Annotated in this window: 25 protein-coding genes; 12 read left to right on the forward strand and 13 right to left on the reverse strand. The window is 67.8% G+C overall.

Annotated elements, in window-relative coordinates; genetic code table 11:
- Position 1 precedes the first annotated feature (1 nt).
- The gene (locus MSP7336_RS21675) at positions 2-1,015 is read left to right on the forward strand and encodes an ImmA/IrrE family metallo-endopeptidase (RefSeq protein WP_065147231.1); all 1,014 of its coding nucleotides are present in this window, start codon (positions 2-4) and stop codon (positions 1,013-1,015) included.
- A gap of 114 nt (positions 1,016-1,129) precedes the next feature.
- Positions 1,130-1,876 carry a DUF5131 family protein gene (locus MSP7336_RS21680; RefSeq protein ID WP_113964552.1) on the forward strand — a complete coding sequence of 249 codons (747 nt, stop codon included), beginning with the start codon at positions 1,130-1,132 and terminating at the stop codon, positions 1,874-1,876.
- Here MSP7336_RS21680 and MSP7336_RS21685 read toward each other — a convergent pair.
- The gene (locus MSP7336_RS21685) at positions 1,873-2,880 is read right to left on the reverse strand and encodes a three-Cys-motif partner protein TcmP (RefSeq protein ID WP_062894984.1); all 1,008 of its coding nucleotides are present in this window, start codon (positions 2,878-2,880) and stop codon (positions 1,873-1,875) included. The genes MSP7336_RS21680 and MSP7336_RS21685 overlap by 4 nt on opposite strands.
- 309 nt (positions 2,881-3,189) lie before the next feature.
- Here MSP7336_RS21685 and MSP7336_RS21690 point away from each other — a divergent pair, with 309 nt between their 5' ends.
- Both MSP7336_RS21690 and MSP7336_RS21695 read left to right on the forward strand, forming a co-directional pair.
- Positions 3,190-5,280, forward strand: a complete 2,091-nt coding sequence (locus MSP7336_RS21690; RefSeq protein ID WP_113964553.1) for a site-specific DNA-methyltransferase — start codon at positions 3,190-3,192, stop codon at positions 5,278-5,280.
- Entirely contained in the window at positions 5,277-7,817 is a 2,541-nt protein-coding gene (locus MSP7336_RS21695; RefSeq protein WP_113964554.1) for a DEAD/DEAH box helicase, read from the forward strand. Before MSP7336_RS21690 ends, MSP7336_RS21695 begins: the two co-directional genes overlap by 4 nt.
- Before the next feature lie 131 nt (positions 7,818-7,948).
- On the opposite strand, the gene MSP7336_RS21700 is transcribed toward MSP7336_RS21695, so the two are convergent.
- A complete protein-coding gene (locus MSP7336_RS21700) occupies positions 7,949-8,599 on the reverse strand; it encodes an 8-oxoguanine DNA glycosylase OGG fold protein (protein WP_113964555.1) in 651 nt (216 codons plus the stop codon).
- A gap of 69 nt (positions 8,600-8,668) precedes the next feature.
- On the reverse strand, positions 8,669-9,238 hold the full coding sequence (locus MSP7336_RS21705) for a hypothetical protein (RefSeq protein WP_113964556.1): 570 nt from the start codon (positions 9,236-9,238) through the stop codon (positions 8,669-8,671).
- A gap of 116 nt (positions 9,239-9,354) precedes the next feature.
- On the opposite strand from MSP7336_RS21705, the gene MSP7336_RS21710 reads away from it, so the two are divergent.
- Positions 9,355-9,777, forward strand: coding sequence for a hypothetical protein (locus MSP7336_RS21710; protein ID WP_113964557.1), 423 nt, complete (start codon positions 9,355-9,357; stop codon positions 9,775-9,777).
- Positions 9,778-10,487: 710 nt separating this feature from the next.
- Here MSP7336_RS21710 and MSP7336_RS21715 read toward each other — a convergent pair.
- The 3 genes from MSP7336_RS21715 to MSP7336_RS21725 form a co-directional block, all read right to left on the reverse strand.
- Entirely contained in the window at positions 10,488-13,724 is a 3,237-nt protein-coding gene (locus tag MSP7336_RS21715; protein ID WP_113964558.1) for a bifunctional DNA primase/polymerase, read from the reverse strand.
- Entirely contained in the window at positions 13,721-14,092 is a 372-nt protein-coding gene (locus tag MSP7336_RS21720; RefSeq protein WP_113964559.1) for a hypothetical protein, read from the reverse strand. Before MSP7336_RS21720 ends, MSP7336_RS21715 begins: the two co-directional genes overlap by 4 nt.
- Before the next feature lie 95 nt (positions 14,093-14,187).
- Complete coding sequence (locus MSP7336_RS21725; RefSeq protein WP_113964560.1) at positions 14,188-14,382, reverse strand: helix-turn-helix domain-containing protein; 195 nt, start codon at positions 14,380-14,382, stop codon at positions 14,188-14,190.
- Between the two features lie 336 nt (positions 14,383-14,718).
- Here MSP7336_RS21725 and MSP7336_RS21730 point away from each other — a divergent pair, with 336 nt between their 5' ends.
- The 3 genes from MSP7336_RS21730 (at position 14,719) to MSP7336_RS21750 (ending at position 17,691) form a co-directional block, all read left to right on the forward strand.
- Positions 14,719-15,600 (forward strand): chymotrypsin family serine protease, encoded by an 882-nt coding sequence (locus MSP7336_RS21730; protein ID WP_113964561.1) that lies wholly within the window; start codon positions 14,719-14,721, stop codon positions 15,598-15,600.
- A gap of 163 nt (positions 15,601-15,763) precedes the next feature.
- Positions 15,764-17,221, forward strand: coding sequence for a hypothetical protein (locus MSP7336_RS23600; protein ID WP_142706832.1), 1,458 nt, complete (start codon positions 15,764-15,766; stop codon positions 17,219-17,221).
- 35 nt (positions 17,222-17,256) lie between these two features.
- On the forward strand, positions 17,257-17,691 hold the full coding sequence (locus MSP7336_RS21750; protein WP_062894971.1) for a hypothetical protein: 435 nt from the start codon (positions 17,257-17,259) through the stop codon (positions 17,689-17,691).
- A 59-nt stretch (positions 17,692-17,750) separates the two neighbouring features.
- On the opposite strand, the gene MSP7336_RS21755 is transcribed toward MSP7336_RS21750, so the two are convergent.
- Positions 17,751-18,725: a hypothetical protein gene (locus tag MSP7336_RS21755; protein ID WP_142706834.1), complete on the reverse strand. Its 975-nt coding sequence runs from the start codon at positions 18,723-18,725 to the stop codon at positions 17,751-17,753.
- A gap of 199 nt (positions 18,726-18,924) precedes the next feature.
- On the opposite strand from MSP7336_RS21755, the gene MSP7336_RS21760 reads away from it, so the two are divergent.
- The 4 genes from MSP7336_RS21760 to MSP7336_RS21770 all read left to right on the forward strand — a co-directional run bounded on the left by MSP7336_RS21760 (position 18,925) and on the right by MSP7336_RS21770 (position 20,473).
- Positions 18,925-19,224: a hypothetical protein gene (locus tag MSP7336_RS21760; RefSeq protein ID WP_113964566.1), complete on the forward strand. Its 300-nt coding sequence runs from the start codon at positions 18,925-18,927 to the stop codon at positions 19,222-19,224.
- A 111-nt stretch (positions 19,225-19,335) separates the two neighbouring features.
- A complete protein-coding gene (locus MSP7336_RS21765) occupies positions 19,336-19,623 on the forward strand; it encodes a glutaredoxin family protein (RefSeq protein ID WP_113964567.1) in 288 nt (95 codons plus the stop codon).
- Between the two features lie 26 nt (positions 19,624-19,649).
- Complete coding sequence (locus MSP7336_RS23605; RefSeq protein ID WP_142706836.1) at positions 19,650-19,871, forward strand: helix-turn-helix domain-containing protein; 222 nt, start codon at positions 19,650-19,652, stop codon at positions 19,869-19,871.
- A complete protein-coding gene (locus tag MSP7336_RS21770; RefSeq protein ID WP_181786880.1) occupies positions 19,868-20,473 on the forward strand; it encodes a helix-turn-helix domain-containing protein in 606 nt (201 codons plus the stop codon). The genes MSP7336_RS23605 and MSP7336_RS21770 overlap by 4 nt, the downstream gene beginning before the upstream one ends.
- 85 nt (positions 20,474-20,558) lie before the next feature.
- Here MSP7336_RS21770 and MSP7336_RS21775 read toward each other — a convergent pair whose 3' ends face one another.
- The 6 genes from MSP7336_RS21775 to MSP7336_RS21795 all read right to left on the reverse strand — a co-directional run bounded on the left by MSP7336_RS21775 (position 20,559) and on the right by MSP7336_RS21795 (position 25,551).
- Positions 20,559-23,048: a hypothetical protein gene (locus MSP7336_RS21775; protein WP_113964569.1), complete on the reverse strand. Its 2,490-nt coding sequence runs from the start codon at positions 23,046-23,048 to the stop codon at positions 20,559-20,561.
- A 2-nt stretch (positions 23,049-23,050) separates the two neighbouring features.
- The gene (locus MSP7336_RS21780; RefSeq protein ID WP_113964570.1) at positions 23,051-23,431 is read right to left on the reverse strand and encodes a hypothetical protein; all 381 of its coding nucleotides are present in this window, start codon (positions 23,429-23,431) and stop codon (positions 23,051-23,053) included.
- The gene (locus tag MSP7336_RS21785) at positions 23,431-23,832 is read right to left on the reverse strand and encodes a hypothetical protein (protein ID WP_113964571.1); all 402 of its coding nucleotides are present in this window, start codon (positions 23,830-23,832) and stop codon (positions 23,431-23,433) included. The genes MSP7336_RS21780 and MSP7336_RS21785 overlap by 1 nt, the downstream gene beginning before the upstream one ends.
- Complete coding sequence (locus tag MSP7336_RS23920) at positions 23,832-23,984, reverse strand: hypothetical protein (RefSeq protein WP_181786882.1); 153 nt, start codon at positions 23,982-23,984, stop codon at positions 23,832-23,834. Before MSP7336_RS23920 ends, MSP7336_RS21785 begins: the two co-directional genes overlap by 1 nt.
- 92 nt (positions 23,985-24,076) lie before the next feature.
- Positions 24,077-24,661, reverse strand: coding sequence for a hypothetical protein (locus tag MSP7336_RS21790; RefSeq protein ID WP_113964572.1), 585 nt, complete (start codon positions 24,659-24,661; stop codon positions 24,077-24,079).
- A complete protein-coding gene (locus MSP7336_RS21795) occupies positions 24,658-25,551 on the reverse strand; it encodes a hypothetical protein (RefSeq protein ID WP_113964573.1) in 894 nt (297 codons plus the stop codon). The genes MSP7336_RS21790 and MSP7336_RS21795 overlap by 4 nt, the downstream gene beginning before the upstream one ends.
- Positions 25,552-25,754: the final 203 nt, after the last annotated feature.

Below are 25,754 nucleotides of genomic sequence, written 5' to 3' on the forward strand. Positions count from 1 at the left end.
GGTGGACGGGTGGGATGAGCTTGCCGCCAACCGCGACGCCCGGGCTATAGCCGCGCGCATCATCGAGGAGTGCACGACCTTCAACTTGTCGGCGCTGGGCAGCGATCCACTCGGGACGCTGTCGCGGAGCACCGGGATCAAGGTCGAGATTGAGGACGACCTCGTCGACACCGGCTGCGGCGGGGGCGGGTACTACCGCCCGTCACCGCCCACGATTCACCTCCACCCGGCCACCTATCGCCGTGACAACTTCACCCTGCTCCACGAGCTCGGCCACCACCTGCAGCAGACACACGACCAGTGGGGGTTCGCGCTGATCGATATGGCCGACGGCGTCCGGCGCAAGATTGAGGAGCAGGTGTCTGACCAGTTCGCCGCGCAGGTCCTGATGCCCGTGGGCACGGGCGACCGTCTCGATGCCTCGCTCCATCCGGCCGATGTGATGGCCGGGTTGTTCGCCCGGTTGGAGGCCTCTCGTCCGGCGATCATGATGCGGGTGCTTGAGATGCTCCCGGCCGGTTCCCGGTGGATCCTCGCGGTCGCCGACCTCGACGGGGTCGTCACCGCGGCCGCGAGTACCTACGACGACCCACAGCCACCGAAGGGCCTCGCGCAGGAAGGGTTCAGGCGCGTCGCCGCCGAGGCGGTGGACTCCGCCGTACGGCGGGAGTTCCACGAGGGGATCGAATACAAGACCGGCTCGATACTCGACGACCTGCGCGTCGAGGCCGCGCTCGATTACGAGGAACGGTTCGTCTTCCTCGCGCTGCGTCCCACCACGGTGAACGGCTCGGGCACATGGAAGTACCAGTCGCAGGAATGCTCCAGCCCGGTGTGCGGGAAGACATTCCAGACGCGCATGTCCAGCGGCCGCTGCGACAGTTGCACGGACTTCAAGTGCCCGAACTGCAACCGGTGCAGTTGCACGGCACCTCCGCGCCCGACCAGGTGCCCATCCTGCTTCACGGAGTACTCCGTAGCCGAGATGGCGTCAGGCAACCACGAGTGCTGGTGAACCGCCGACTGAATCACTTGCGACACACCGGTCACAGTTGCAACACCGAGTGGGAGTCGGTACCACACCATAGAGTGGCGGCCAAAGCAGGAAACCGCAGGTGAGGAGAGTCCAATGGCTGATCGTTCGGCGATCGAGTGGACAGAGGCCACCTGGAACCCTGTGACCGGCTGCGACCGGGTGTCCGCCGGCTGCGACCACTGCTACGCGATGACCCTGGCCAAGCGCCTCAAAGCGATGGGCTCGGACAAGTACCAGCAGGACGGCGACCCGCGTACGTCCGGCCCCGGCTTCGGAATCACGGTGCACCCGCAGGCCCTCGACGAGCCGCGGCGGTGGCGCAACTCCCGGGTGGTGTTCGTCAACTCGATGAGCGACCTGTTCCACGCCCGGGTGCCGCTGGACTTCATCCGCGACGTCTTCGACGTGTGCCGTGACACCCCGCAGCACACGTATCAGGTGTTGACCAAGCGCAGTCTGCGACTGCGCCGCGTCGCCGACAAGCTCGACTGGCCGGACAACCTCTGGATGGGCGTCTCGGTGGAGAGTTCCGACGTCTTGAGCCGAGTCGACCACCTCCGCGAGGTGCCGGCCGCGGTGAGGTTCCTGTCGTGCGAACCGCTTCTCGGCCCGCTCGACGGCATCGACCTCACCGGCATCGGCTGGGTGATCGCCGGCGGCGAGTCCGGTCCTCGGTACCGGCCGATGGAACTGTCGTGGGCACGAGGGATCCGCGATGCTTGTCGTGACGAGGGCGTGCCGTTCTTCTTCAAGCAGTGGGGCGGCCGCACCCCGAAGGCAGCTGGCCGCGAGCTCGACGGTCAGCTGTGGGACGAGATGCCCGGTGCAGCAACCGGTTAGTGGTAGCCGCTGTCCTCGTCGGCGTACCACCAGTCACGTGAGGCAGGATCCCAAGTCGGCTCGGGCTGCCACAACACCTGTCCCAGCTTGGCATCCGGCTTCACGGTGAGGTCGCGGGTGTCGAACAGCCCCACCACTCCGGCCTCCTCGGCTTCCCTCTCTTCCTTCGCCGCCCGGGCCTGGCGCATCATCTCGGGCTCACGCTGCGCAGCCTGGTTGTAGAGGTGCTGCATGATCCGGTCGCCGACGTAGTGATCTGTCGCGAACACCATGTCGAAGATCGTCATCTTGTTGGTCGACATCGTCATCGGGATCCGGTGGGTGAACTGGTAGCCGAGGTCTGTCTCCAGTCGGTACCGCATGAGGTTGACCATCTCCTGCCGATACTGGCCAGCTGTAATCGCGCGGGAGTGCAACGCGCGCTTGATGCGGAGCCAGTCGTCGCCGCCGTAGAGCAGTGACACCTGCCGCTCGAACTCCTCGGCGTTGGTCCCGCGCACGCCGCGGGCGATCATCGCCGGTGACATCAGGATCCAGAGCTCCGTCTTCCAGTTGTTCTTGTTCCGCCGGAACCGTGCCAGCTTCTCGATGGTGTCCCAGTGGATCTCGGCGCCCTGCTGATCGAGGAAGGCGAACGTGGGCGCCCAGTTGAGGGGCTGGAGCTCCCTGAGCACCTCATCGATCGTCTCGTTGCAGTCACCCTTGACGACCCGGTACCTGTTGTCGCCGGGAAACCGTTCGGCCAGGGCTGCAGACAGCTTGTCGGCCTTGGTGCCCAACTCCCCGAACCGGAGCGTGGTAAACCCGGGGTCTGATTTCAGGGCGACGGTAGGTGATCCGTCGAACTTCTCACCGGTGTGCTTCTCGACGTTGTCGGGCTCGCCGGCCATCAGGTCGAGATAGATCCGCTGCTCGGACCGCTGGCTCGCTGAGTTGAACCGGGGCAGGTAGTCGGCCAGGATCTGAAGCTTGTTGCGAGTCCAGTAGGACCACTCACGCGACATGCAGCGCCTCCCCGCTTCGCACACACGGCCTCGGCGTGTGCGTCTGCCATCGCTGAGATTAGCTGTCCGGATCGACGCTGCCCGGGACCTCAGCGTGTCGCGGCTGTGCCCCACGTCCACGAGGGGTGCACGCCGATAGGCTAGAACCGATAACCCTCACGGTAAGACCGACACGGCAGCTGAGGCGCACCGGGAGTTGTCGCCGCCACAGATTAGGCTGGTCCATGACGGGATTCGCGATGGTGAATCCCGTCTACAGGTGCTTAGAAGTTCTTCGTATCCACCAGCTGCCCGTATTGGAAGGACCGCATGGCCGACGAGACCAACATCCTCGACCAGTTGATCAGTCGCGTCCCTGACGAGTCACTGCGCAGCCACCTTGCCCGTGAGGTGGACCTGCTGCGCGGCTCCCGCCACTTCGGTCTGGTCTTCGACCGGCACCTGCCGGAGTCCGTCCGCCTGGTCGACTACCCGATCCGCAAGGGCGTCCGCGTCTCGCTGCGCGACGAGTCGAGCACCGAGACCTGGATCGTGGTGGGCTTCGCCGACCAGGACCGCAAGGTCGCCGTCCTCAGCGGTGATGGTGGCGAGCGACCGGTGGATGACCTCGCCGTCGTCCGGGAGTTCGGGGAGCCGATCTACCCCGGCCTGCGCTCGGTGGAACGGATCCCGAACGGTCCAGAGGACGCCCCGTGGCACGTGGTGATCAACGGCGAGAACTACCACGCTCTGCAGGCGCTACGCACGACCCACCGCGAGAAGATCGACCTGATCTACATCGATCCGCCATACAACACCGGCAACGACGGCTGGATCTACAACGACCGGTACGTGGACCAGGCCGACCGGGCGAAGTCGTCGAAGTGGTTGTCGTTCCTGGAGCGGCGACTGCTCATCGCGAGGGACCTGCTCAAGCCGAACGGCGTCATCTGCATCAGCATCGGCTACGCGGAAGCGCACCGCCTCCAGCTGCTCGCCGAGCAGACCTTCCGTGCCCACAATGTCCAGCTGGTCACGCTGCAGACGAGCGAGGCCGTCAACCCGAAAGCTGGGTTCAACTTCGTCCACGAGCACCTGGTCTGCATCACGCCGACGGACTTCGTACCCCAGCAGATGACGTTCACCGGCAACAAGCCCGGAGCCGCGTGGCACGCCATGAATCTCGCGGCGTTCGACAAGACGCAGCGCCCCAACCAGGCCTTCCCGATCTTCATCGACGAGAAGACGGGCGCGGTGCACTCCACCGGCCCCACGCTCGCCGATCTGGAGAAGAGCGGCGAGTACACCGGCGATCGGGCCGACTATCCCTACGAGATGCCGGCGCCGGAAGGGACGGTGGCGATCTGGCCCATCACCGGCAAGGGTGACCACTGCGTGTGGCGGCTGGTTCCCGAGTCCTTCATGGCCAACTGGGACAAGGGCTACATCAAGGTGCTCCGGAAGAAGGGAAAAGCCGCAGCCATCGCGCCGTTCGGTATCCAGTACCTGTCGGAGGGGGAGATCGCCAAGGTCGAGTCAGGAGAGACGGAAGTCCTCGGCCACGAGCCCGGCGTCCCGACGGTCATCCTCGGAGCCAACATGGTGTCCGGGGACAAGATCCCGTCGATGTGGAACGAACTGACGCACCGCACGACGGAGGGGAACTCGCGCCTGAAGAGGATCCTCGGCAGCAAGCGGTTCCCCTATCCCAAGCCGGTCGAGCTGATCATCGACATCGTCATGGGCTTCAGCCAGGGCAACCGCGACGCCGTCATCCTCGACTTCTTCGGCGGATCGGGCACCACCGTGGAGGCGGTGATGGAGCTCAACACCTTCGACGGCGGGAACCGGCAGGCCATCCTGGTGACCAACAACGAGTTGTCGGCCACCGAGGCTAAGAAGCTGCGGAAGGCCGGCCTGCATCCGGGCGACGCCGAGTGGGAGTCCAAGGGCGTGTTCGAGTACGTGTGCCGCCCGAGGATCTCGACCGTGGTGAAGGGGGTGCGTCCGGACGGGTCCGAGTATTCCGACGGTCTGCCGGCGAACGTGGAGATGTTCGATCTCGTTTACCTCGACCCCTCCTCTGCCCGGCGGGGCATCGAGTTCCCCAGGTTGGCACCGCTGTTCTGGCTCCAAGGCGGAGCCCGTGGGGATCGGATCGAAGCCGACCCCGGTGAGGGCTGGGCGCTCACCGGCACCTACGGGGTGCTGTTCGAGATCGATGCCCTCGTTGCGTTCGCGGATGCCGTCACCACCGCCGCTACCACCGGCGAACCACCCGGGGTGCTGTTCATCGTCACCGACTCCCTCGCCGAGTATCAGCAGGCGGTAGAGCGGCTACCGATCGGGATCGACACCGTCCAGCTCTACGAGGACTACCTGCTGAACTACACCGACAACTTCGCCGGAGGTGTGCGGTGAAGTTCACGCTGGAGCCGTACCAAAGCACCGCCGTCGAAGTCCTGTTGTCGAGCCTCGCGAAAGCACGCCGCGACTACCTGGAGGACGGCGAGCTGACGGCCGTCGGTCTCACCGCCCCGACCGCCGCGGGCAAGACCGTGATCGCGACCGCGGTGCTCGAAGGGATCTACCTGGGCACCCCGACTCGCGAGCCGAGGCCGAACACCACCGTTCTGTGGATCACCGACGACCGCGCCCTCAACGCGCAGACGATCAGCAAGATCACCACCGCGTCCGGCGGCAGGATCGACGTCAACCGGATCCGGTTCCTCGCCGAGGAAGATCAGCGCACCCTCGAACCGGGGCTGATCTACTTCGTGCACATCCAGGCGATGCAGAAGAACTCCACCCTGCACGCGGTCCGCGCCGACGGCACCCGCAACGACAAGCGGACCCACGGCGTGTGGGACATGATCGCCAACACGGTGCGCGAGCGCGGCGAGGACTTCATCGTGATCTGGGACGAGGCCCACCGCGGTTCCGGTACGAGCAACAACGAGCGGAAGACCATCGCCGGCACTATCGTCGGCGGCGGCCCGACCAACATCGGCACGGTGCAACCGCCAGCACCCGTGGTCCTCGGCATCTCGGCCACCCCGGATCGGTTCGAGGCTGCCATGACGGCGGCTAATCGCGTTCGAAGACTGCACGCGGTCAGGGCCGGCGAGGTACGAGAGTCGGGTCTGCTCAAGGACCGGATCCTGCTCCGCAGCGTCGGTGAGACCCAGGCGGCCGACAACACGATGCTCGCCCTGGCTGTCGAGGACCTGAAGACCTCCGACGAGGCGTGGCGGACCCACCACGAGACCACGGGCGACCGGCCGGTGGAACCGCTGCTTGTGGTCCAGGTGGAGCCGAAGGTCACCGAGGCACGGCTGGTAGAGATCCTGTCGGTGATCTCGTCGACCTGGCCGGAGCTCACCGACTACGCGATCGCCCACGCCTTCGGTGACCCGCACGGCCCGCTCAAGGTGGGCGACAAGACCGTGCGGTACATCGCCCCGGAGGCCATCGCGGGTGACGACCGTGCACGGGTCGTGCTGTTCAAGTCAGCGCTCACCACCGGTTGGGACTGCCCCCGCGCGGAGGTGATGATCAGCTTCCAGAACAAGGACAGCTACACCGAGATCGCGCAGCTGATCGGCAGACTCGTGCGTACCCCACTGGCCAAGCGCGTCGACGGCAACGACCGCCTGAACGAGGTGGCCGCGTACCTGCCGGGCTTCCGGGCCGAGCACGTCGCCCGGGTCGTGAACGCGCTGACCGAGGACGAGACCGTCGAGGTCGAGATCGTGGTGGCCCCGGTGGTGTGCGGGCGCTCGTCGAAGGTGCCGACGGAGGTGTTCGAACTGCTCGACACCTTGCCTTCGTACACGCGGCAGCGGGCCACGTTCGCTTCACGTACCGCGCAGCTGATGCGTCTCGCTGCGGCGCTCACCGAGCACGGCTTCGTGGAGCAGGGGTCGGCGAAGGCCAGACAGTGGATCGTCGACCAGATGCGGGCCGCGGACGGCCAGCGTAGCGGCGAAGTCGATGCGAAGACCAAGGACATCTTGTCGCTGACGATCAACACCACGGTTGTCGAGTACGGCGAGATGATCATGCTCAGCGAGGGGAAGAGCGACGCTCCTACGAACGAGCGTGATCTCGACGGGTACTTCCGCCGCGCCCGCCGTGTCCTCCCAGACGGCTCGGCCAACTGGTACTTCAACGACCTGTGTGACCGCGGCGAGGACGAGGTCGACGCAATGGCGCGGCTGACCGCGATGGCCGAGCTCGGCTTCAAAGAGACCGTCGAGACACAGGCCGCGGCGCTGATGGACACATGGCGCAACCAGTATCAGTCCGAGGTGTCAAGGCGTCCCCGCCACATCCGGGATCAGATCGAACCGCTGTGGCACACCGGCTCCACGCCGATGCTGCCGACGACGGTCGAAGCTCGCGATGTCTACGCCGCGGCGACTGAGAAGGTGCGCGGTGGGACCACTGAGCCGATCACGACGTACCCGTCGCATCTGTACGTGATCCCGGACGGGAAGCCGAACGCCGGCGAGTTCCCCGTCGACACCTCCCGCTCGTCGTGGGAGGCCGCGGTGCTCAAAGCTGAGCTGGATGCGACCACGCTCGTCGGCTGGTACCGGAACCCGTCCTCGGGGAAGCACGCACTCGCGGTGCCGTACGAGTTCGGCGACAAGTACCAGCTGATGCACCCCGACTTCCTGTTTTGGCATGACGAGGGTGACGGCAAGTACGTCATGGACATCGTCGATCCGCACAACCACAGCCTCGCCGACACTCACGCGAAGTGGGCGGCGCTCTCCAAGTATGCCCAGGACCACCCCGACCGAGTTCGGCGGTGCTTGGCGGTGGCCGAGATCGATGGCGTGATGCGGGCTCTCGATCTGACCAAGAATGGCGTCGACGAGCGCATCGCCGCGGCCACGAACAAGAACCTGATCGAGGCGCTGTTCGCCGAGGAGGGCATGGCGTACGCGTAACGCTGGACCCATTACCTACATGGGCTATTCGGCGGCGTGCCCGCGAGCACCTCTGTGTGCGGTTCCGGCGTGTCGTCGCGCAGAGGGCGGTCACGCGCGTTCCCCGTGCTCGCTTCGCAGTGCCCAATCGATCAGCGTCGTGAAGCGATCGCCCTTCCGTGGTTGAAGTAGGCCATCTCGACCGCGTCGGCCCGGACATCCTCGGCGGTCGCGATCTTGTGGGCGTGGTCGATCCACTTCTCATAGGTGGATGGATCCCACGGCCCGTTCCGCGAAATCTCCCATCCATCAACTTCTTTCAGCGCCACAGCCACGAACTGGTCGAGGATCAAGGCTCCTCCCGGCTGGCCGTCACGTGCGTCCGCGGCGTACAGGAACTTGGTGAAGAACGACGGGCCGAGGTGCTTGAGGTTGTGCGGATGTCCTCGGAGCATCGACGTGTACGCCTCGACCGTATCGTCGCTGCGCAAGGCGTCGGCAACCGCCCGCAGCGAGTCGCCCATGCGCTGAACATCGTTGTCCCGGAACACCCGTGCCCGGCGGCCAACGAGGAACGCCGAGGAACCAGTCCCCCACACGTAGCTGGCAAGCAATGCCTGCGGCAGCCCGTGACTCGTCGCGGCGTCGAGCAGGTCGGCGCGCGTGATGATGCGGTAGCCGCGGTCCCGTGCCGGCAGCTGCGACAGGAAGTCACCCCATCCCTGCGGCACCCTCGGCGTCCACCATGCCGGCCGGAACCGGAAGCCGTGAGCCAGGACCTCTTCGTCGGTGGGGAACTCCACGTGACGTCCGCCCTCCTACACCTCGTCGATCAGGTCACCGAAACTTCAGATGGCAGGTGTCGGACACCGTCAGCGCCGGCGCCCCGTCGACGGTGCCCCGCCGAGTACCTCGCGGCCGCCGTACAACAGCTCCGGGTTCTTGACGAGCCCGCGGGACTTGCCGGTCGCCTTCTTCTGTTGCGGCGGCCGCAGGGCCTTCTTCTGGATATGCAGCGCCCGCTCGTACGCGCGCCGGTACGCGGGACCCTTCTCGACCAGTCGCGCCGTCTCTTCGACGATCTCATGGAGTCGCCCGAGGCTTTTCCCCTGAAGCGGCTGCATGGCCGCCAACTCGGACAATTCACGGTGAATGCGACCGACTCGTCCTCTACCTTCCTCCGCCGGGTTCTTCGCGCCGGGTGCGGGACCACCGGCGTCGCGCTTGCCGGTACGGACCGCCGACACGCGGCGCAGGAGGTCGAGGAGCCCCTCGGACCGGTCATTCAGGGACCGCCGCCGCAGCTGGGCCGCGAGGCTGTCGAGCATCCGAATCTCCCGCGCGGTGAGCGGGCGGTCGGCGGGGATCAGCTCGACGCGGGCCACCACGGCGGCGATCTCTTCGAGCTTCGGCGGCGGGCGCCACGGCTCCTTGCTCTGCATGGTGAAGGCAGCGTAAGGGAAGGGACCGACGTGTGGCGGAGTTCGGTGGACGGGGCGCGGCGTGGTTCCCACGAGGGGTGTGGGCAACCGGTGGGGATCGGTGAGACGATCGCGCGATGGCCGGTCGCTCGGACTCCGATGAGCACTACGTCCTCGACCTCTGCGACGAGATCCTCGGCGTGGTTGGCCGCCGCCAGGAGAGGTTCGACTGGCTCCGTGGAGACCCGTCTCCCACACGGCCCCGAGGTTCGACGCTCCCCGTAGACGGGTACTGGCCGGAGCTGCGGCTGGTCGTCGAGTTCCAGGAGGAGCAGCACTCACAACCCTCGCCGTTCTTTGACCGCCGGCAGACAGTGTCCGGGGTCGGCCGCGGCGAGCAGCGCCGCCTCTACGACGAGCGCAAGCGCACGCTGATCCCTGAGCGTGGGTTGAAGCTGGTGGTGATCGAGAAGTCGGAGTTCACCTTGAAGTCGCGGCGGTTCGTCCGTGACCGGTCGCGGGACGTCGACGTGGTCCGGCGGCGCCTGGACGGGATCTGATTCGCGGTAGGTCCGCCAGCACTTCAACAACCGTCACTGCGTGTCGGGCGTGCGGTTGCCGACCCGGTCCCGTTCGTCCGCGACCACAGCCTGAGTTCCAGCGTCAGGCGCTCGCCGGCGTCGGGGTGCGGCTCCCACGTGTATGTCCATGGCAGCGGCGTTCCGTGGACGACGTGTCGCCGGGGGCGTCGGCGCGGCGGGATGTTCCGGTGAGTCTGTGACCGCTCAGCGGGTGACGACTCAGCTGGTGCATCCTGATGTGCCCGAAATGCACTGTCCTGAAGTCAAAATCGGACATCGGCAGCCCACACCATCCGAAGAGCCCACACCGAAAACATGCTCTGACCTGCGATGTGGGCTTGTGGGCCGTGTGGGCTCTGTGGGCCGGGGTGGCATTCACAGCGGGGTAGACGGTCTCAGTATTCACGTTAGTAAAGAAAATTAGATGTTGGAGAGTTAGAGAGAGCCCCTGCATCCGCGAGTGTCCCCCCAACCCACAAGCCCACAAGCCCACAAGCCCACATCGCAGGTCAGAGGGTGTTTTCGAAACGGGTGTGGGCTGCTGCAGAGCCCACATGTCCGATTTCGACTTTAAGGAAGTGAATTCGGACCACGTTCCGTGCGCTATCTGACACCACGCCGCACAGAGGCCGTTCGGGTACGAAGAAGCCCCGACCGGTGATCGATCGGGGCGTCTACGTACTCCGCTGCTAGCTGGTGATCACCGCGGGGGCCGGTCCGATGCGCCACGTCCCGTCCCCGCCGAGGTGGACCCGCTGCGCGCGCTCCAACGCGGTGAAGGCCGGGTACATCTGGTTCCGCTGCGGCTTGCTCAGTCCGCCGAACTTTCCCGTCACGCCGTTGCGCACATCGCGAGGCGTCGCCACACCGCCAGCCTTCTGCAGACGGTCCAGGATCCCGTTCATCGCGCTGTGCAGGGCGCTCGTAGTGATCGCGGCCTCGGCGGCGCGGCTGCCGGCGTTCCCGGCGCCCCTGATCTTGCCTTCCTCGAACGCCGCCGTCTGCGTCTTCAGCGCGATGTACGCGCGGCACATTTCCTTCACCAGGTCGGAGCCGGTCACCAGCAACTCCGCAGCCTCCCACTGGGCATCGGTGGGGTTGTACCCACCGTCGAGCACCGCGAAGCCCACCGACGCGTGCAAGATCGTCACGACGCGGTGAGCACTCACGTCCGCCTTGAGCGCCAGCGTCGGATCGGCCGCGAGCTCTGCGGAGATGCGGTGCGACTCGGCGAGCGCAGCCTCGGCCTTCGGCGGCAGCGTCACCCAGATCGGTGGTGCGTCATCCCAGCCGCGGTGCCCCTTCTTCTCCTCGCCATCCTCAGCACGGTGGCTGCCGATGTTCCCGATGTTCGGCACCGCAGCCGCTGCGGCGCGGGCGCTCTGCGGCTGCTGGCACGGGATCGGAGGGTCGGCGACGTGGCCGGTGTGGTGCCACGGCTGGGAGCTCTGATCCGCCATCACCGGCGCCACGGTGAGGCCGTACAGCGGCCCGAGGTGATCGGGGTGGATCAGGCCGGTGTTGCCGGCGATGAACCGGGCCTCGGCCCCGATCGCGTTGTGTTGGGCCAGAACGGTCATCTTCTCCGGCTGCGAGTTGACCATGAACCCGATCCGCGAGCCGTGCTTCGGCAGCACCGACGCGTTGTCCTTGTTGCTTGTCCCCTGGCCGCCCTGGCCGTTCTGGTACGCCATGGTCATGAACCCAGGCAGCTTGTTACCCGGCTGCGACAGGTACGCGTTCAGCTGGTCCATCTCGTCGATCACGTTCAGGATGGAGGTGGTGTGGATGACGGGCTCCCCGTCGTCGACGCCGCGCAACTCCTTCGCGTAATACTCAGCGGTGCCGAGACCGAGCCGCTTGACGCCCTGCTGCAGCGGGATCGCGGCGTCGGCCGCGTTCTCCGTCTCGCCCTTCCCCGCGGAGGAGACGGCGACGTTCACCGAGTAGATGTTCACCCCCTGCCCCATGACCTTGGCCGTGGTCTGACCGTTACGGGCCGGCAGCACGACGTTCGGAGGCACCGAGGACACAGCGAGGGGCAGCAGCGCGCAGGTCAGCCCGTGCGGATACACGCCCTGCGACTCGGCGTAGTCCCAGATCCGCTGCACCGCGGGAACCTCCAGCTCACGCATCTGGTCCTCGATCACGATGATCTTCGCCCGGAGGTCGCGGATCACCTTCTCCAGCTCCACCGCGTCGACACCGCCGACCAGCTCGCCCTCGATCGCATCGTCAGGAGCCAGGTCGGTGCCCGCAGCCGGTTCCGGCTGACCCGGCACCTCGACGGTCTCAGCGTCGATCGGCTCGTTGAGGTCTGCCGGCTGCGGGATCGGCTGAGTCGGGGCAGCTCCGAGTACCTGCTGGCTCGCGGCGGTCACCGTCTCCCCGCCGGTCGGTTCCGCGCCGGGCTGAGCGGCGCGCAGCGTGCGGGCGGTCGCCCTGCACTTCGCCGCCTGTTCGAGCCAGTGCTCGGCCGTGGCCGGGTAGCCCACCCAGCTGGTTCCGCTCCGTCGGGTGACGGTGGTGACCGGCTTGCCACCCTTGCCACTGAGCCCGGTCTGGGTGACCGTCACCGGAGCTTCGGCCGGGTCGGGCATCGGCACCAGTTCACCCGTGCACGACTCCGGATCGTCGGCGCGGTCCTCGAACTTCTCGGCCGCACGGTCCAGCGCGTCGGCGAAGTCCATGGACTTCGGGGTGATCAGACCCAGACCCTGCATCGCCCGACCACGATCAGTCTCGATGTCGCCACCGCTGAGCCCGATGAACGCGTCGAGTCGGGAGTGGGTGCCCTGCGGGAGGGTCGGGATGCCGGTGGTCCACACGTGCACCCCGTGCCCGTACTGCGGGCACCCGCCGTGGATGGTGATCGACTTCTCGGCACTGCTCCCGTTGCGCAACCAGGTCTCACAGTCGCCGCAGGAGTCGAAACCGCCCCTGGTACCCAGGATTCCGGCCGCCTCGATCATGTCGAGCAGAGGCAACGCGTCGATCTGCTCGGTCAGCTCGTCGCCGTCGCCCGGCTCCCGAGGCGCCCGCGGCTCCGGCTCCACCGCCTCCGCGACGGTGCCCACCAACGCCTCCAGCCCTGCGGGCACCTCGCCGCGCACTGATCCGGCTGGCGCGTACTGCAACATCGCATCCGGCCACGCCCACATCGGCAGCTCGGGCAGGTCACCGTCCTGGTCGGCCATCAGCCAGCCGTCCTGCTCCTGGTCGCAGTAGCCGGCCTCGCTCGCACTCATGTACGCGCCGACTCGGAACGGCTGGTCGCCCTCGCTGGTCACCACGACGCTGAGCGGGAGCACCATCTGGTGCGGGCCGACCAGCACGTCGACCAGGCCTCCGTTCGCGAGCCTCACCGCGTTGTCCGGGCAGCTGAGAGTGATGCCCTTCGGCCAGCAGGCGGGGCGACGCCACAAGACGTGGACACCGCCGGGGTGACGCGAGTCGGGGTCCTGCGACCCCGCCGAAACCGTGAACAGAGGCAGACCAGCCTCCCGGAACGCCTCGGTGCCCAACGCGTTGTCGGCGTCCCATCCGATGACGTCCTGGCCGAGGACGAAGCCCGGGTTACCGGTTCCGGTCACGTGCTGCTCGATCAGCGGACAGTCAGTCTGAGTGGTCTGCTGCCACCCCCGGTCGATCGTCTTCTTGGCGAACGGGGCGACGCGCACCAGCGGCAGTCCCAGGTCGCTGAACCGATTGAGCCAAGTCTCGACGTGCGGCTTGCGGGCCTCGATCAGCGCCGCGCGCGCGGCGGGGTCGTCGACCGCAGCCGGGGCAGCTGGTGCCTCCGTGCCGCGGCCGGCCGCGACGTGGGCGCGCATGTCGCGCAGCCACTGCCCCATGGCCCGGCTGCCGGCGAGCGCAGCGTCGACGTCGATGGGCTGCGACACGAGCGTTTCCGAAGCGGCGGTCATCGGATCACCGCCAGTCCGCAGCGCGCAGCGTGCGCCTCGGCCTCGTCGAACGACGCCGAGGGCATCACCGTGGCGTGGTAGCTCCGGATGCGCTCGTTCGTCTCGGCGGGCGTCATCGGCCATGCCCCCGCGATGAAGCCGGGGCGCACCGGAGCGGGCGCAGGCGCAGGCGCGGAGGGCGGTGTCGATCCAGCGACCGCGTTCAACGCGAAGCGGACGCTCTCCGCGTAGGCCCAGTCAGCGCGATCGATCGCGGCGCCGAGCTCCCGGGCGAGCACACGCATCACTCCCGGCTGGCGGTAGGGCGCGACCGGCGGGATCGGCGTGTCGGACGGGAAGGGGGTAGCAGGATGCTGCAGATGTGCCATAATGGCCTCACAACTTCGTGTAGTTCGGACTTCGGTTCGAGAGACAAGCCCGGCCCCCACGGCCGGGTTTTTCTTGTCTCAGGGGTGGGTCAGGGTCAGGCAGAGACGACGGCGGCCGCCTTGTAGGCGTCCAGGTCGTCGCGTGTGATCTTGAAGCGCCGACCGACGCGCATGGCCGGTAGCTCGCCGCGGCCGATCATGTTCCGGATCGTCTGCGTGGTGACGCCCAGTTCCATGGCCGCACACGGCGACTCGACGAAGATCGGATTCTTGATCGCGGTCTTGGTCATCTGTTCCTCCTTTGCTGGGTTGCCTGCAACCAGTAGTACCAGCTATTCCGGCCGATGCAAGCCACACGCCACGTTGCTGACCATCTTTCTTCACCACAGGTCTAAGTCGAATCACCATGTCCCCCTTGGGCTCATTCTCTAAAACAGAGAATGAACCATGTTTGCCGCGACCGATGCGACTCACGAAATACCTTGCACCTCAGTATCTTCCACCGTTCCACCCCGGCGGGTGACCCGATCACCGCACCGTAATCCCCTGCCGCAACAGCCTTCCCAAGGAGGGACGTGACAGTCGAATCGGCGTTCCGTTTGGATCCGCCCCGTAGACTCGAACACATGAGCAGCAGGAAGTACGCCCTGATCGCCGCCACGGCAGCCGCCGCGGTGGTGCTGTCGGCGTGCTCGGGTACCGCACCGGCCGAGCCGAAGCCGTGGCCGAACGTCGGCACCGGCGGTGCGGTTGCTGCTCCGACGAGCGCTGCGGTGAACACGGCGACCTACACGTGGAAGAACGTCGACGGTCTGGGGCATGAGGGCGAGCGGGACGCCACGCAGTACCGCGCGCAGTTCGGCCTCGACCCGCTGCCCGGCGTCGAGATCATCCACGCGAAGGGCTCCGACGCCGGCGACACTGTGCCGTGCACGCTCGGTCCGGCCGTCGCCGCGGGCTATCTCACGGCGGGGCACTGCGCGCAGGACTACAGCGCGGACCAGTACCTGATGGGCAGCCCGACCGGCGACCCACGCTTGCTCGGCACCGCCACCCCCGTAGTTGCAGGTCCGGTCGACGCTGCGGTGATCGAGACCAGCCGAGTCTCCATCGGCGCCACCCGGATCAGTGGCTCGTGGCCCGTCGCGGGCGTGCTCACCGCGGCGGGTGTGCAACAGCTGGTGCCGCTCGGCTCCTACGTCTGCTTCGACGGAGCGGTGAGCGGTGTGCGTTGCGGTGCCCGACTTGCTGACGCAGACGAGATGATCCAGTTCGCCAGCGGAGCGAAGCACGGCGATAGCGGCTCCCCCGTCTTCCTGGTGAACGGGGACGGCCGTGCCGCCCTGGTAGGCATCGTCACCACGTCAGACCTCTCGGCGGTCACGTCTGCCACCTATCTGGAGACGGCACTGATGGCCACCGGCACCGCGGTGAAGCTAGACCCGCACACCGTCCCGTTCGACGCGCCACAGCCGGGGCTGTTCTCGCAGAGGATCAGCACGCCGTAGCCTCGATATAGCTAACTCGATCCCCACTGCGCAGCGGCGGACACCGCGGTGATCACGGATCCCAGATCGACCATCACCTCGGACTGCATCGACATGGTGACTCCAGCTCCCTGAATCCGCGTCACCACGCCTCTACCAGCCTAAACGCACGTAGACTCAGCCCATGACGTACACGGACCCGGACTTCTCGACCATCTACTCCCGCGCGGCGGGAACGGGCAGTTCCGCGCGTGTGAACGACACCGCGGGGCAGGTTTCCGGCACTACCGGCAAAGTCGCCGGCGCCACCGGCGGTAAGGGTCCCGACAAGTTCACCGGCGACGCCGCCGAGATCGGCAAAACCCTCTCCGCGCTGGCCACCGACGCCGCGATCTCCAAGGATGTCTGGGATGACCTCAAGAAGTCGGCCGACGCGTGGAAGGCTTCGGCGCCGACAGCTGAGGTGATGAACACCGCGGAGAAGGCCGTCACCGATGCACAGGCAGCGTGCGACAAGGCCAACGAAGCGGCAGACGCCGCGCCCGACGACAAGGACCTCGCGAAGAAGGCTGACGACGCGGGTGAGGCGTTGGTCAAGGCGAAGCAGGCGCTGATCGACTTGCAGCGCAAGCGCAAAGCCGCGAACAAGGCACTGCTCGAAGCGATTTCCCGTGCGATTGCGAAGGCAAAGCGGATCACCGGTGGTCAGACGAAGGTCACCGGTGACGGCACCACCGGCGTAACCCTCCCCGGGCAGTCCACCGGCACCGGTTCAGGGACCGGCACCCAGTCGACCGGATCCGGTACCCCCGCCGCTCGCACTGCCTCCCCGACTGCGAAGCCCTCCGGTACCCCCGCGGCGACTCCCTCCTCCAACGCGCCGTCCACCACAACGAGTTCCACGAGCGGTCTGACACCCGCCGAGACGGCCGCGCTCCTCACCGCTGCGCAGGGTCAGCAGAACCAGCAGCCGCAGCAGGCGCAGCAGGCCGCGCAGCAGCCCACCGCGCAGATGCCGACCATGCCGCAGGTGCCGCAGCAGAACCAGCAGCAGGCGGCGGCGGATGCCAAGCGCAAGGAGGCCGAGGCCAACGACCGCACCGCACTTGAGGCCGCTGGTCTCGGCGGGCTCGTCACCGGAATCGGCAGCCCGTCCAGTACTACTAGCAGTCCCAGCCCGACTCCCGCGGCGCAGCAGGCCGGCACGGTGCTGCGCGGCCCCGAGTTCAAGCCGCCATCTCTCTCCGGTGCGACCGCCGCGCAGAACCCCGTGACGTCGGGGCAGTCTGCCGCCAACTTGACCACGCCGAGCGATGTGGCCGGTCGCCCGCAGGGCACCGAGCGCACTGCCTTCAACCAACCGGCTCCCGGCACGCACACCTCCGGCGCTGCCGAGTCGGCATCGCAGCGGGCTGGCGAGACGCAGCAGCAGGGCCGGCCGGTGACCGGCGGCGGGATGCCCATGGCGCCGGGCATGATGGGCGCCCCCGGCGGTGCAGCTCCGGCCAGCCGCCAGGCCGGTGACGGCGACCGGGAGCGCGGCGTGGCGTCCAACAGCGACCCCCTCGGCCTCATGCACGAGCGGGGCGATGCCGTCGACGGCGGGACCATCGCTCAGAACAGAGACAAGCCCGCAGCCTGAACTAAACGGCCTGAACGACAGGAGAATTCACTTCCATGACCGACAAGATCTCGATCAAGGACAAGGCCACCGTCGACGCCGGGATCAAGGACTTCGGCGCCCAGAAGACCGCGATCACCAGCATCGGCAACGACCTGAAGAGCGAGTTCGACGCCCTCACCAAGGCGCTCGGGATCACCGTCGACGGGGAGAGCGCCGACGGCGAGGTGCCCACCGGTCTGGGAGACGCGGCGAAGTCCCGCGCAGACTCCGCGGCCACCTCGTTGGGCACGCTCGCAACCGGCTGGCAGACCTGGGTGAACGGCGCCACCGTGATCCAAGAGGAGGGCGCCGACAAGGTGACGGGCGGCAGCAGCGTCGATACCCCGTCGAAGCCTGCGGACCCGAAACCCACGGCACCCCAGGCGAAGCCGTATAGCACCTCCGGGGGAACCACCGGCGGCAGCTCCCCGTACCCTGCGGTGAAGTAACACGGACAGCACGCGGCCCCGGTCACCGCGAGGGTGCCGGGGCCGTTGCGTGTTCGGGGTCAGATCCTCGACACCGGCGGGGCGAGCTGCGCCCACCGTTCGTGCACCGCGTTGAGCAGCGTGTTCCGTGACTCGTCAGAGAGCATGACCCCCTCCGCGTCTGCGACGGTGTCCGCGTGAAGGCGCATCGCCTGTTGGGCACCTTCCGGAGACCCGCCGGCGGCTTCCCACCGCACGCGCCCCTCAGCGAGGGCTTCCCCGTAGGTCTTGACCGAGCGGTAGCCCTGTTGCAACCTGTCATCCTCGATGTCCCGGGCCTTCGCGAGCAGTCCGTGCGTGACCTCGTGGCGGGCGATCGCGATCCGCTGCTCAACGGAGATCGGTGCGTGTGCGACCTGGTCCAAGGCCACCAGTTCCTCAGCCGCACACCGGATCTCTTCCCAGGCGCTGAACACCCACTGGACGGGCCCACCGCGGTGATCGGCCGGCATGTGGGCCCAGGCCACCGCCAAGAGCGGGTCGGCCTTCGCCGCGTCTGCGATCTGGTCCTCGATGTCACCCTCGACGTCGGCGCGGCTGAACCGTTGCAGTCGGGCAACGGCGGCGGCACCTGCGACGACCGCGTAGCAGAGGTCCACATTCTCGCCATACGCCAACATCCCCAGCTGCGTCGCCGCGGCACGGTACGCGGCCTCCTCGGCCGTATCGGCGAGCGGGGCATCCAGCACCAGCTCCCGGACCCGTTGGTGGAGCCACTGCTCGTGTTGGCCGACCCACGACGCAGTGGACATCGTCCGGTACGCACACACCTGCTCGGCCGCGCATGCGGCAACGCCCCGGTCAAGCAGCTGCAACCGCACTTCGTCCAGCGACTCCCCCGAGGTGCTGCCGGTGCGCCAGAGGTAGAGCGCCTCGGCGAACACCCCGTGCAGGATCACCCCCGCTGCGCTGTGGTTGCTCGGGTCTGCCGCCAGCTCCTGGCCTGCGCGGCGGTAGAGGTTCGCCGACTGCTCCGGCCAGTCCTTCGTCTCCATGGCTCTAGTCTCCCTGCTCCCGGCCCGCACTCGCCACTCGACACAGCAAACTCTATTGCCGACCCTGCACACTCAGTCGCCGACCTGGTTCACTATCTCAAATACCAGCTACACCAGACCAATACGTGGCGTGCCACCGATTCGACCGGTAGGCTTGATTTGACCGATTCCACCGATTCAGCAAACTACGGAGCACACCTTGACCGCAACCCTCACCGCCCTGCCCACCACCTGCGCTAGCTGCCAGCACACCGCGCGCATCGACGCGATCACCGCCGAGCTGGACCCCGACCGCCTCGCCAACCGGGTGCGCGCCATCCTCGCCAGCGCGGAGCCGGCCGACGACGACGCGCTGTGGATCGGCCCCGACCGCGACCTCCTCGTCGACGTCGCGCGCGGGGAGACCTGGGAGGGCGAGTGGACGCGCACCGCCGAGCAGCAGTTGCACCTGGCCTTGGTGCACCTCGCTGCGGCACTGGCCGCCGGCGCGAAGCTCTGACCGAGCGCAGCGAGGTAGGGCGTCAGCCCTGACCCACCCCCGACTCCGGCCGCCGCATCTGTCCCCCACGGTGCGGCGGCCGGCTCCACTTCCACGAACAAGGAGTTCCACATGATCGAAACCCTCTCCGCCGTCGTCTTCACCAAGCCGGGCTGCGCCCCCTGCACCTGGGTGAAGAAGACTCTCGAACAGCACGCCGTTCCGTTCACGGAACGGGACGTGACGACAGACGCCGCCGCAGAAGCCACGCTCCGCATGCTCTACGAGGGCCACCGACCCGGGCAGCGCCCCGCAACCCCCGTGACGCTGCTCGCAACCCCGGAAGGCGCAACGACGGTGTTCGGACCCGACATCCGCTCCCACCTCCGCCGGTTCACCCGCGCCACGGACGCGGCCTGACCGGAACAGGAACTAGGACGACGCACATGGACATCGACACCACGACACCCCAGTCGCACGAGCTCATCTCCCGGCCCGAAGCCGGGCGCATCCTCGGCGCCGGCCCCAAGGCGGTCACCGGCATGATCGCGCGCGGGGAGCTCCGCGCATGGAGGATCGGTCAGCGGGTCAAGCTCTCGCGCCAGGAGGTCATCGAGTACCGGCTGCGGGCGGACGGCTGGGTTCCCGCCGGGCGGCAGCAGTCGTGACCGCCTACGAGTCTTCCGAGACCATCCACGCCGCCGGGTTCCTCACGGTGCTCGACGCGGCGGATGCGCTCGGCGTCACTCGCCTCACCGTGGACAAGATGATCCTCGACGGCCGACTCCGTGCAGAACGCCGCGGGCGCCGCCGGGTCACGAAGAAGGAGTGGGTGGCAGTCTCGCACCGTGGCCGTCGCCCGCAGCGCCGCGTCCCGGCCGGGATGCTCACCGTGAGCGAGGCCGCCGAGCGAGCTGGCGTGCACCACACCACGATCCGGAAGGCGATCCGCGACGGTCGTCTCCCGGCGACGACGCCGGCGTGGCCGAACGGCTACGGCATCGAACCCGCTGCCCTCGCCGCATGGGCGTCGCAACTGCGGAAGCCGAACATCTCGGCGGCGACCCAGCACGCCGCCGTCGCGAGCTGGCGCCGGGCGAACGGATACCTCAGCGTGGCGGAGGCCGCCGAGCTGCTGGGCATCACGCGTCAGGCGCTGCAGGTGCGGATCAGCCGGGGGACGCAGGCCGCGCTGCGTGCCGGCGCCGACACGCCGGTTCCGGGCGCATGGCTGATCCGAGAGGCGGATGTACCCGAGCGTCCCAGCTGACCGGCGCCGGTAACCTGACCGAGACCAGGAGGAACAGAACACCCCGCCACCTACTTGGTGACGGGGTGTTCTTCTGCCCGGACTTCTACTTGATCGCACCCGGGTCGAGCGCTCCGGGCGTCGACGACGGCACCGAGGTGCCAGTGCCCGTGTTGGTGGCCGCAGCGTTGGCCGGACCCGCCCCTGGAGCTGCGGGCTTCGGCACACCGGGCGAGCCGACGCTGGGCACGCCGCCGGTACCCGGTGCCGCAGCGCCAGGCTGCTGCCCGCCCTGCGACCCGTCGGTCGGTCCCGTAGGTGCACCCGTGGCGTTCGGCACGTTGAACGGCACACCGCCGGTCTGACCCGACACCGGACCCTGCGGCTGCGCAGGAGGCTGCTGCCCCTGCGGTGCCTGCTCACCCGGCTGTCCCGGAGCGGGAGCGCCGGGTGCCGGGTCGTTGAGGTGGAAGTAGCCCGCGCGATCGCCGAGCTGCTGTGGGAGCTCCGCAGCGCCGACGATCTTGTACTCGGTGAGGTCATAGAACTTGCCCTCTCCCAGCAACATGTACGACTTGTCGCCGGCCACCATGATGTCGCCGGGCTTCGCATCGGCAGGCGAGACCTGCTTCCCGGGATCCTGTCCGGGCACGGGAGGCGTGAGCCCGGCCTGCGCAGCCGCATCGGCCAGCGACACGGGATGAGCGGGATCAGCCTGCGAGAGCAGCTGCGCCAGCTTGGCAGTCTTCGCGTCAGGGAACACGGTCTTCTGCCCCTTCACGTCGACCTCCCGGTTCTGCTCCTGTGCCGCGGCGGCGTGGGCCGCGTTCTGCTGCGCCGGGGTGGGAGCAGCTGCACCCGGAGCGGGCACGGTGGCCGCCGGCGCGACCACGCCGGGCTTCTGCTCCTGGTTCGGCACAGCTGCCTTCGCCTGCTCAGGCTTGGCGCCGGAGAGCGACTTGTCGTCGAGCTTCTTCTCCTTGTCGTCCGTCTTGCGCTCGCCGAGCTTGCGGTCGTCGCCGAGCTTCTTGCCCTCGTCCTTCTTCTCCGAGGTGTCGGGCTTCGACGACGAGAGCGGGGTGCCGCCCTGTCCGCTGCCGAGCCCCTGTCCGGAACCGAGCGGGGAACCGCCGCCGAGACCGCTGCCGGACCCCAGCGGGTTCGACGTGGACGGGGTGGCCGCCTTCTGCTGCCCCAACTGGGAGAGCAGCTTGCTCAGGTCGTCGTTCGTCTTGCTCGGCGTCTCGGTCTTGGTCGGCGTCTGCGCTGCGGGCGTCACCGCTGCGGGGGTGGCGGTGACAGGCTTGGCCGGCGTCTCCGTCACCTTCTTCTCCGGGGTGGTGCCCGTCGGCGTGCCCGAGCGCACCGCCACCACGGGAGGCGGTGTCGTGTCGAACAGCTTCGTCAGCTTGTCCTCGGCTGCGATCACCGCCGCCTGTCCCTGCTCCAACTTCGTGATCATCGTCTGAGCCGGACCGTGATCGGACAGGGTGCCGCCGCCGGCCAGCTGGCTGCGCGCCTGCTTGTTGGCCTCCTTCACCGCGTCGTAGCTGGTCTCGGCGCCCTTGCTGATCGCGGCCAGCTGGTCGGTGATCGTCTTGACCTCACCCTTGAGCTTGGCCATCGCCGCGAAGTGCGGGGCGAGGAGCTGCCGCTGCTCCGAGATGTACTGCTCCCCCGCCTGCTGCATCACCTTGTCGATTTCGGCGAAGTGCTCGCTGATCCCGGTCAGATACTCCGTCGCCGCGGCCGCCACGTCGGGCGTGTCGAGGCGGAGCGCTGCGGGCGGGTTGCTGTCCCACACCGTGCCGTTCGGCCCATCCAGGAAACTGAACACGTTCGCCTGAGCCGTGCGCAGCGCCGCGTCGGAGTTGGAGACACCGGCGACCTCCTTCGCCGCGGCCTGCAACATGTAGGTGTTCTCACCGTCGGGCTTGTCCCACTGGCCGAACTCCTTGGGGCCGAAACCCCAGGTGTCCCAGGCGAGTCCGAGACCGATTCCGACCCAGCCGATCGGACCGGGCACCATGCTCACCAGACCGAGGACACCGCCCACGTAGTCGCCGGATTTGAACTCCTTCACCGCCGTGTAGCCGCCGTACAACATGCCCACGCCGGGCAGAGCGCGGGCGCCGTACTTCGCCACCTTGCCGAGCGCGGCCTTCGCGCCCTTGTCGCCCAGCTTCGTCGCGATGTCGTCACCGGCCTTCTCACCGAATCGGTACTCGGCTCGGATCAGCCCGGGGATGCCCGAGACCGGGTGCTTGAAGGTGTTGCCGTACGCGCCCGCGAGCTCCTTGCCCGCAGCGCGGAGGTCCGCCGGCTTCGGCTTCGCGTCGGGCTTCTTGGTGTCAGCGTCGCTCGTCTTGGTGTCGCCGGTCTTGGTGTCAGCGTCGCTTGTCTTCGCGTTGGTGTCAGGCTTCGTGTCGCCGGTCTTCGCGTTGGTGTCGCCGGCCTTGGAGTCCGTGTCCGGCTTCGGGTTGTTGGGGTCGATGTCCTCGTACTCGACGTCGAGCGGAGGTGGCTCGGGAGTCACCTTCACCTTGGGGTCGACCTCCTCGAACTCGACGTCGATGTCGTCGGGGTTGATGGCCATAGTCAGTTACCTTCCTGTGCGGCGAGTTCCATCGCGGCCGCGGTGTCCAAAACCGTTGCGCCGAGGAACGTCTCGAATCCGGGGCCCGGTGTGTAGGTGCCGTTGACGGCGTCGTACTTCTCGCCGCGCTCGACGAGTCGACGGCCGAGGGTGGCTGTCGGCACACCGACGGGCGGCACCTTCTTGGAGCGGATCAAGCGGTCGAGGTGATGCAGGGTGACGTCCAGTTCCTGCTGCACGCGCACCTTCTGCGCGGCGGGGCTGGGCTCGCGGCCGGAGACCTGGAACTGCGCCGCCTCACCTCCGTATGCGCAGGCGAGCGCGGAGGCGAGGCTGTGCATGTAGAGCTGCATCTCCCGCCCCGCGTTGGTGATGGTGGCCATCAGCGGTCCTCCTCGCGCACACCCACGCCCGGGGGCACGGTGAGGTCGCTGTCCCACTCCCACGAAGGGGCGGAGTCCGCGTTCCGGGCACGATCCGCACGAGCCCAACCGATGCGGTCGCGGACGGCGTGGTCGCTCATTCCCGTGACCTCGACGAGTGCGCGCACCGAGACTCCGCACTCGTGCATGAGCAGCAGCAGGTCGCCCTCGGCGCGGCCGATCGGCGAGCGGCTCCACTTCGCGAACGCAGCGAGCACCGCGTCAGGCGACGCATCGGAATCGAGCTCCGCCAAGGCGTCGACCGCCGCGTGCACCTCATCGGCGAGCTGCGCCGCAGCCTCAGGCAGCCGTGAGGCCGGCTCGTGCTGGCCGTCGTCGATGGCGATGACGTGGAAGCTCATCACAGACCCTCCTCGTCGCCGGACCCGGTGAAGAAGCTGAACGGATCGTCGACGACGCCGTCCGGCCGCTCGCGCTCGGGGAGGTCCATCCTCGACCAGGTGCGGATCGGGGTGTCCTCGGCGCTGCCGTCGGCGGTGTTGGGGTTGGTCATCTTCTGCTCCTTGAGGATTCGTTGGTCTCTGTCGGTCCGGCGGACCCCGCGCGTCACGTCGCACGTACGTGGCGCACGGCCGCTCGCCGGCGCTACGCAGCGGGTTCCGTTGCCCTCTCGTCGATCGCCTCCCAGACCTCGATCACCCAGCCCGTGACGCGGTCCTTCTCGCGCTCCGCCAGCTCGCGGCCCGCGGCCGTCAGCACCGGATCGACAGCGGCGAGCTCCGCGAGACTGTTGAGCACCCGCCCGCCATAGAGGCGCAGCCACCTCGCCGTTGCCTGGGCTCCGGCCCACGAGACAGCCGTGCAGCTCTCACCCGCCGCGAGCGCGAGATCCTCCGCTGCGGCTCGGTATGCCAGGGCGCCGGCGGGGAGAGAAGACACCGGCTCGAGGTTCAACTGGTCGAGTGCGTCGAGCACCGCTGCATCAACCGCGATCGCGCCCCACCGGCAGCCGATCCAGTCGCCCATCGCGGCCACGGTCTGCTCCGAGACCTCACGGCGAGCGGCGGCGAGCACCGAGTCGTCACGGATATTCGCAGTGTCCGCATCGGGCTCGCCGGTCAGCTCCGCGAGAGCCTGCACGATGCTGCCGTACACCGCGGTGCGCGCAGCGGTATCACCGGCGGCGAGCGCGAGGTCCTGAACCACCCGCATCATCGCCCGGGCACTCATCGCTGCGCCTCCCGTCGATGCGTGAGCTGCCACCACCGGTCGCGGAACCGTCCCCAGCGCGTGTGCATCGGGTGCTGCGCGGGCAGGGTGCGGGGAGGGGTCGGCACGTCGACCGGCTTGGTCACCTCGGTCCAGTACTCCTCGTAGTAGGACCAGCCGGGCAGCTCGCAGTAGCACGCGACCTTCAGGTCCATGGCCGCATACTCCGTGTAGCCGCAGATGCAGCTGGTGCGCCGCCGAATCTCCGCCGAGATGCGGTCGTTGTCGCTCTGCCACGGCTCGCGCCACGGTGCGTAGTACCGGGCGACGCAGAACCGCAGCTCACCGCTGTGGGGGTTCTCCCACAGGATCTCGGTGGAGAACGGCTTGTAGTAGATGCTGCTCGGCGCCCGGTACACGCTCACGCCGATACCGAGCGGTTCCTGCGCGGTGCCCTGTCGCAGCAGGTACCGTTCCGGCGCCACCGCGTGGTCCGGGTCGTAGAGGCGCCATCCGCCCATACGTGGGTCGAGCGGCTTCAGGTACGGCCGCGGATCCACCTCGACGGTGGAGCTGAACACTGGTGCGTCGAGCTGCATGTGCGGGTTCGGCTTGGGTGGCTCCCAGTCCGTTTCCCCGTTCCAGTGCCGCTTGCGTCGAACCGCGATCATGGCTCGGGCGTACCCGTCGGGGTCCATGTGCTTGTCGGGGATGATCTCGGGCGGCTCCTCCGACTCCGGCCACGCGATCCCCAGCCCATGCGGGTCCCACGGCGTCGGCGGGTACCACTTCCGCTCTGCAGGTGGGTCGATCTGCACCGCGACTGCATCGACCGCGGGCTCCGCCGGCGGCGGAGTACCCGGAGGCGGTGGCTCACCCCGGTCCCACTTCTCCGCACTGTTCTCGGTCACGGTTCTCCTCCCTCAAACCTCGCTACACAATGTGTAGCAAAGTTTTTAGCTCACCTATATACAGTTCTGGTGTACACGATGTCTGTTCCGTACACAAGCGTTCCACGCCTGACCTTCTGCCCCATTCTCCGTTTCAGAGAATGGGGCCTCGCCGCTCATCAGGATCGCCAAACGCCACGGTTTACCTCGACTGATGCGCTTCT

This window comes from Mycobacterium shimoidei, assembly GCF_900417275.1.
In the GTDB taxonomy this organism is placed as follows: domain Bacteria; phylum Actinomycetota; class Actinomycetes; order Mycobacteriales; family Mycobacteriaceae; genus Mycobacterium; species Mycobacterium shimoidei.

What these genes read in the sequence shown, in the direction of transcription:
- MSP7336_RS21680 (WP_113964552.1), top strand. Translation starts at nt 1,130, where the DNA reads ATGGCTGATCGTTCGGCGATCGAGTGGACAGAGGCCACCTGGAACCCT.
- MSP7336_RS21685 (WP_062894984.1), bottom strand. Translation starts at nt 2,880, where the DNA reads ATGTCGCGTGAGTGGTCCTACTGGACTCGCAACAAGCTTCAGATCCTG.
- MSP7336_RS21690 (WP_113964553.1), top strand. Translation starts at nt 3,190, where the DNA reads ATGGCCGACGAGACCAACATCCTCGACCAGTTGATCAGTCGCGTCCCT.
- MSP7336_RS21705 (WP_113964556.1), bottom strand. Translation starts at nt 9,238, where the DNA reads ATGCAGAGCAAGGAGCCGTGGCGCCCGCCGCCGAAGCTCGAAGAGATC.
- MSP7336_RS21710 (WP_113964557.1), top strand. Translation starts at nt 9,355, where the DNA reads ATGGCCGGTCGCTCGGACTCCGATGAGCACTACGTCCTCGACCTCTGC.
- MSP7336_RS21715 (WP_113964558.1), bottom strand. Translation starts at nt 13,724, where the DNA reads ATGACCGCCGCTTCGGAAACGCTCGTGTCGCAGCCCATCGACGTCGAC.
- MSP7336_RS21720 (WP_113964559.1), bottom strand. Translation starts at nt 14,092, where the DNA reads ATGGCACATCTGCAGCATCCTGCTACCCCCTTCCCGTCCGACACGCCG.
- MSP7336_RS21725 (WP_113964560.1), bottom strand. Translation starts at nt 14,382, where the DNA reads ATGACCAAGACCGCGATCAAGAATCCGATCTTCGTCGAGTCGCCGTGT.
- MSP7336_RS21730 (WP_113964561.1), top strand. Translation starts at nt 14,719, where the DNA reads ATGAGCAGCAGGAAGTACGCCCTGATCGCCGCCACGGCAGCCGCCGCG.
- MSP7336_RS23600 (WP_142706832.1), top strand. Translation starts at nt 15,764, where the DNA reads ATGACGTACACGGACCCGGACTTCTCGACCATCTACTCCCGCGCGGCG.
- MSP7336_RS21750 (WP_062894971.1), top strand. Translation starts at nt 17,257, where the DNA reads ATGACCGACAAGATCTCGATCAAGGACAAGGCCACCGTCGACGCCGGG.
- MSP7336_RS21755 (WP_142706834.1), bottom strand. Translation starts at nt 18,725, where the DNA reads ATGGAGACGAAGGACTGGCCGGAGCAGTCGGCGAACCTCTACCGCCGC.
- MSP7336_RS21765 (WP_113964567.1), top strand. Translation starts at nt 19,336, where the DNA reads ATGATCGAAACCCTCTCCGCCGTCGTCTTCACCAAGCCGGGCTGCGCC.
- MSP7336_RS23605 (WP_142706836.1), top strand. Translation starts at nt 19,650, where the DNA reads ATGGACATCGACACCACGACACCCCAGTCGCACGAGCTCATCTCCCGG.
- MSP7336_RS21775 (WP_113964569.1), bottom strand. Translation starts at nt 23,048, where the DNA reads ATGGCCATCAACCCCGACGACATCGACGTCGAGTTCGAGGAGGTCGAC.
- MSP7336_RS21780 (WP_113964570.1), bottom strand. Translation starts at nt 23,431, where the DNA reads ATGGCCACCATCACCAACGCGGGGCGGGAGATGCAGCTCTACATGCAC.
- MSP7336_RS21785 (WP_113964571.1), bottom strand. Translation starts at nt 23,832, where the DNA reads ATGAGCTTCCACGTCATCGCCATCGACGACGGCCAGCACGAGCCGGCC.
- MSP7336_RS23920 (WP_181786882.1), bottom strand. Translation starts at nt 23,984, where the DNA reads ATGACCAACCCCAACACCGCCGACGGCAGCGCCGAGGACACCCCGATC.
- MSP7336_RS21790 (WP_113964572.1), bottom strand. Translation starts at nt 24,661, where the DNA reads ATGAGTGCCCGGGCGATGATGCGGGTGGTTCAGGACCTCGCGCTCGCC.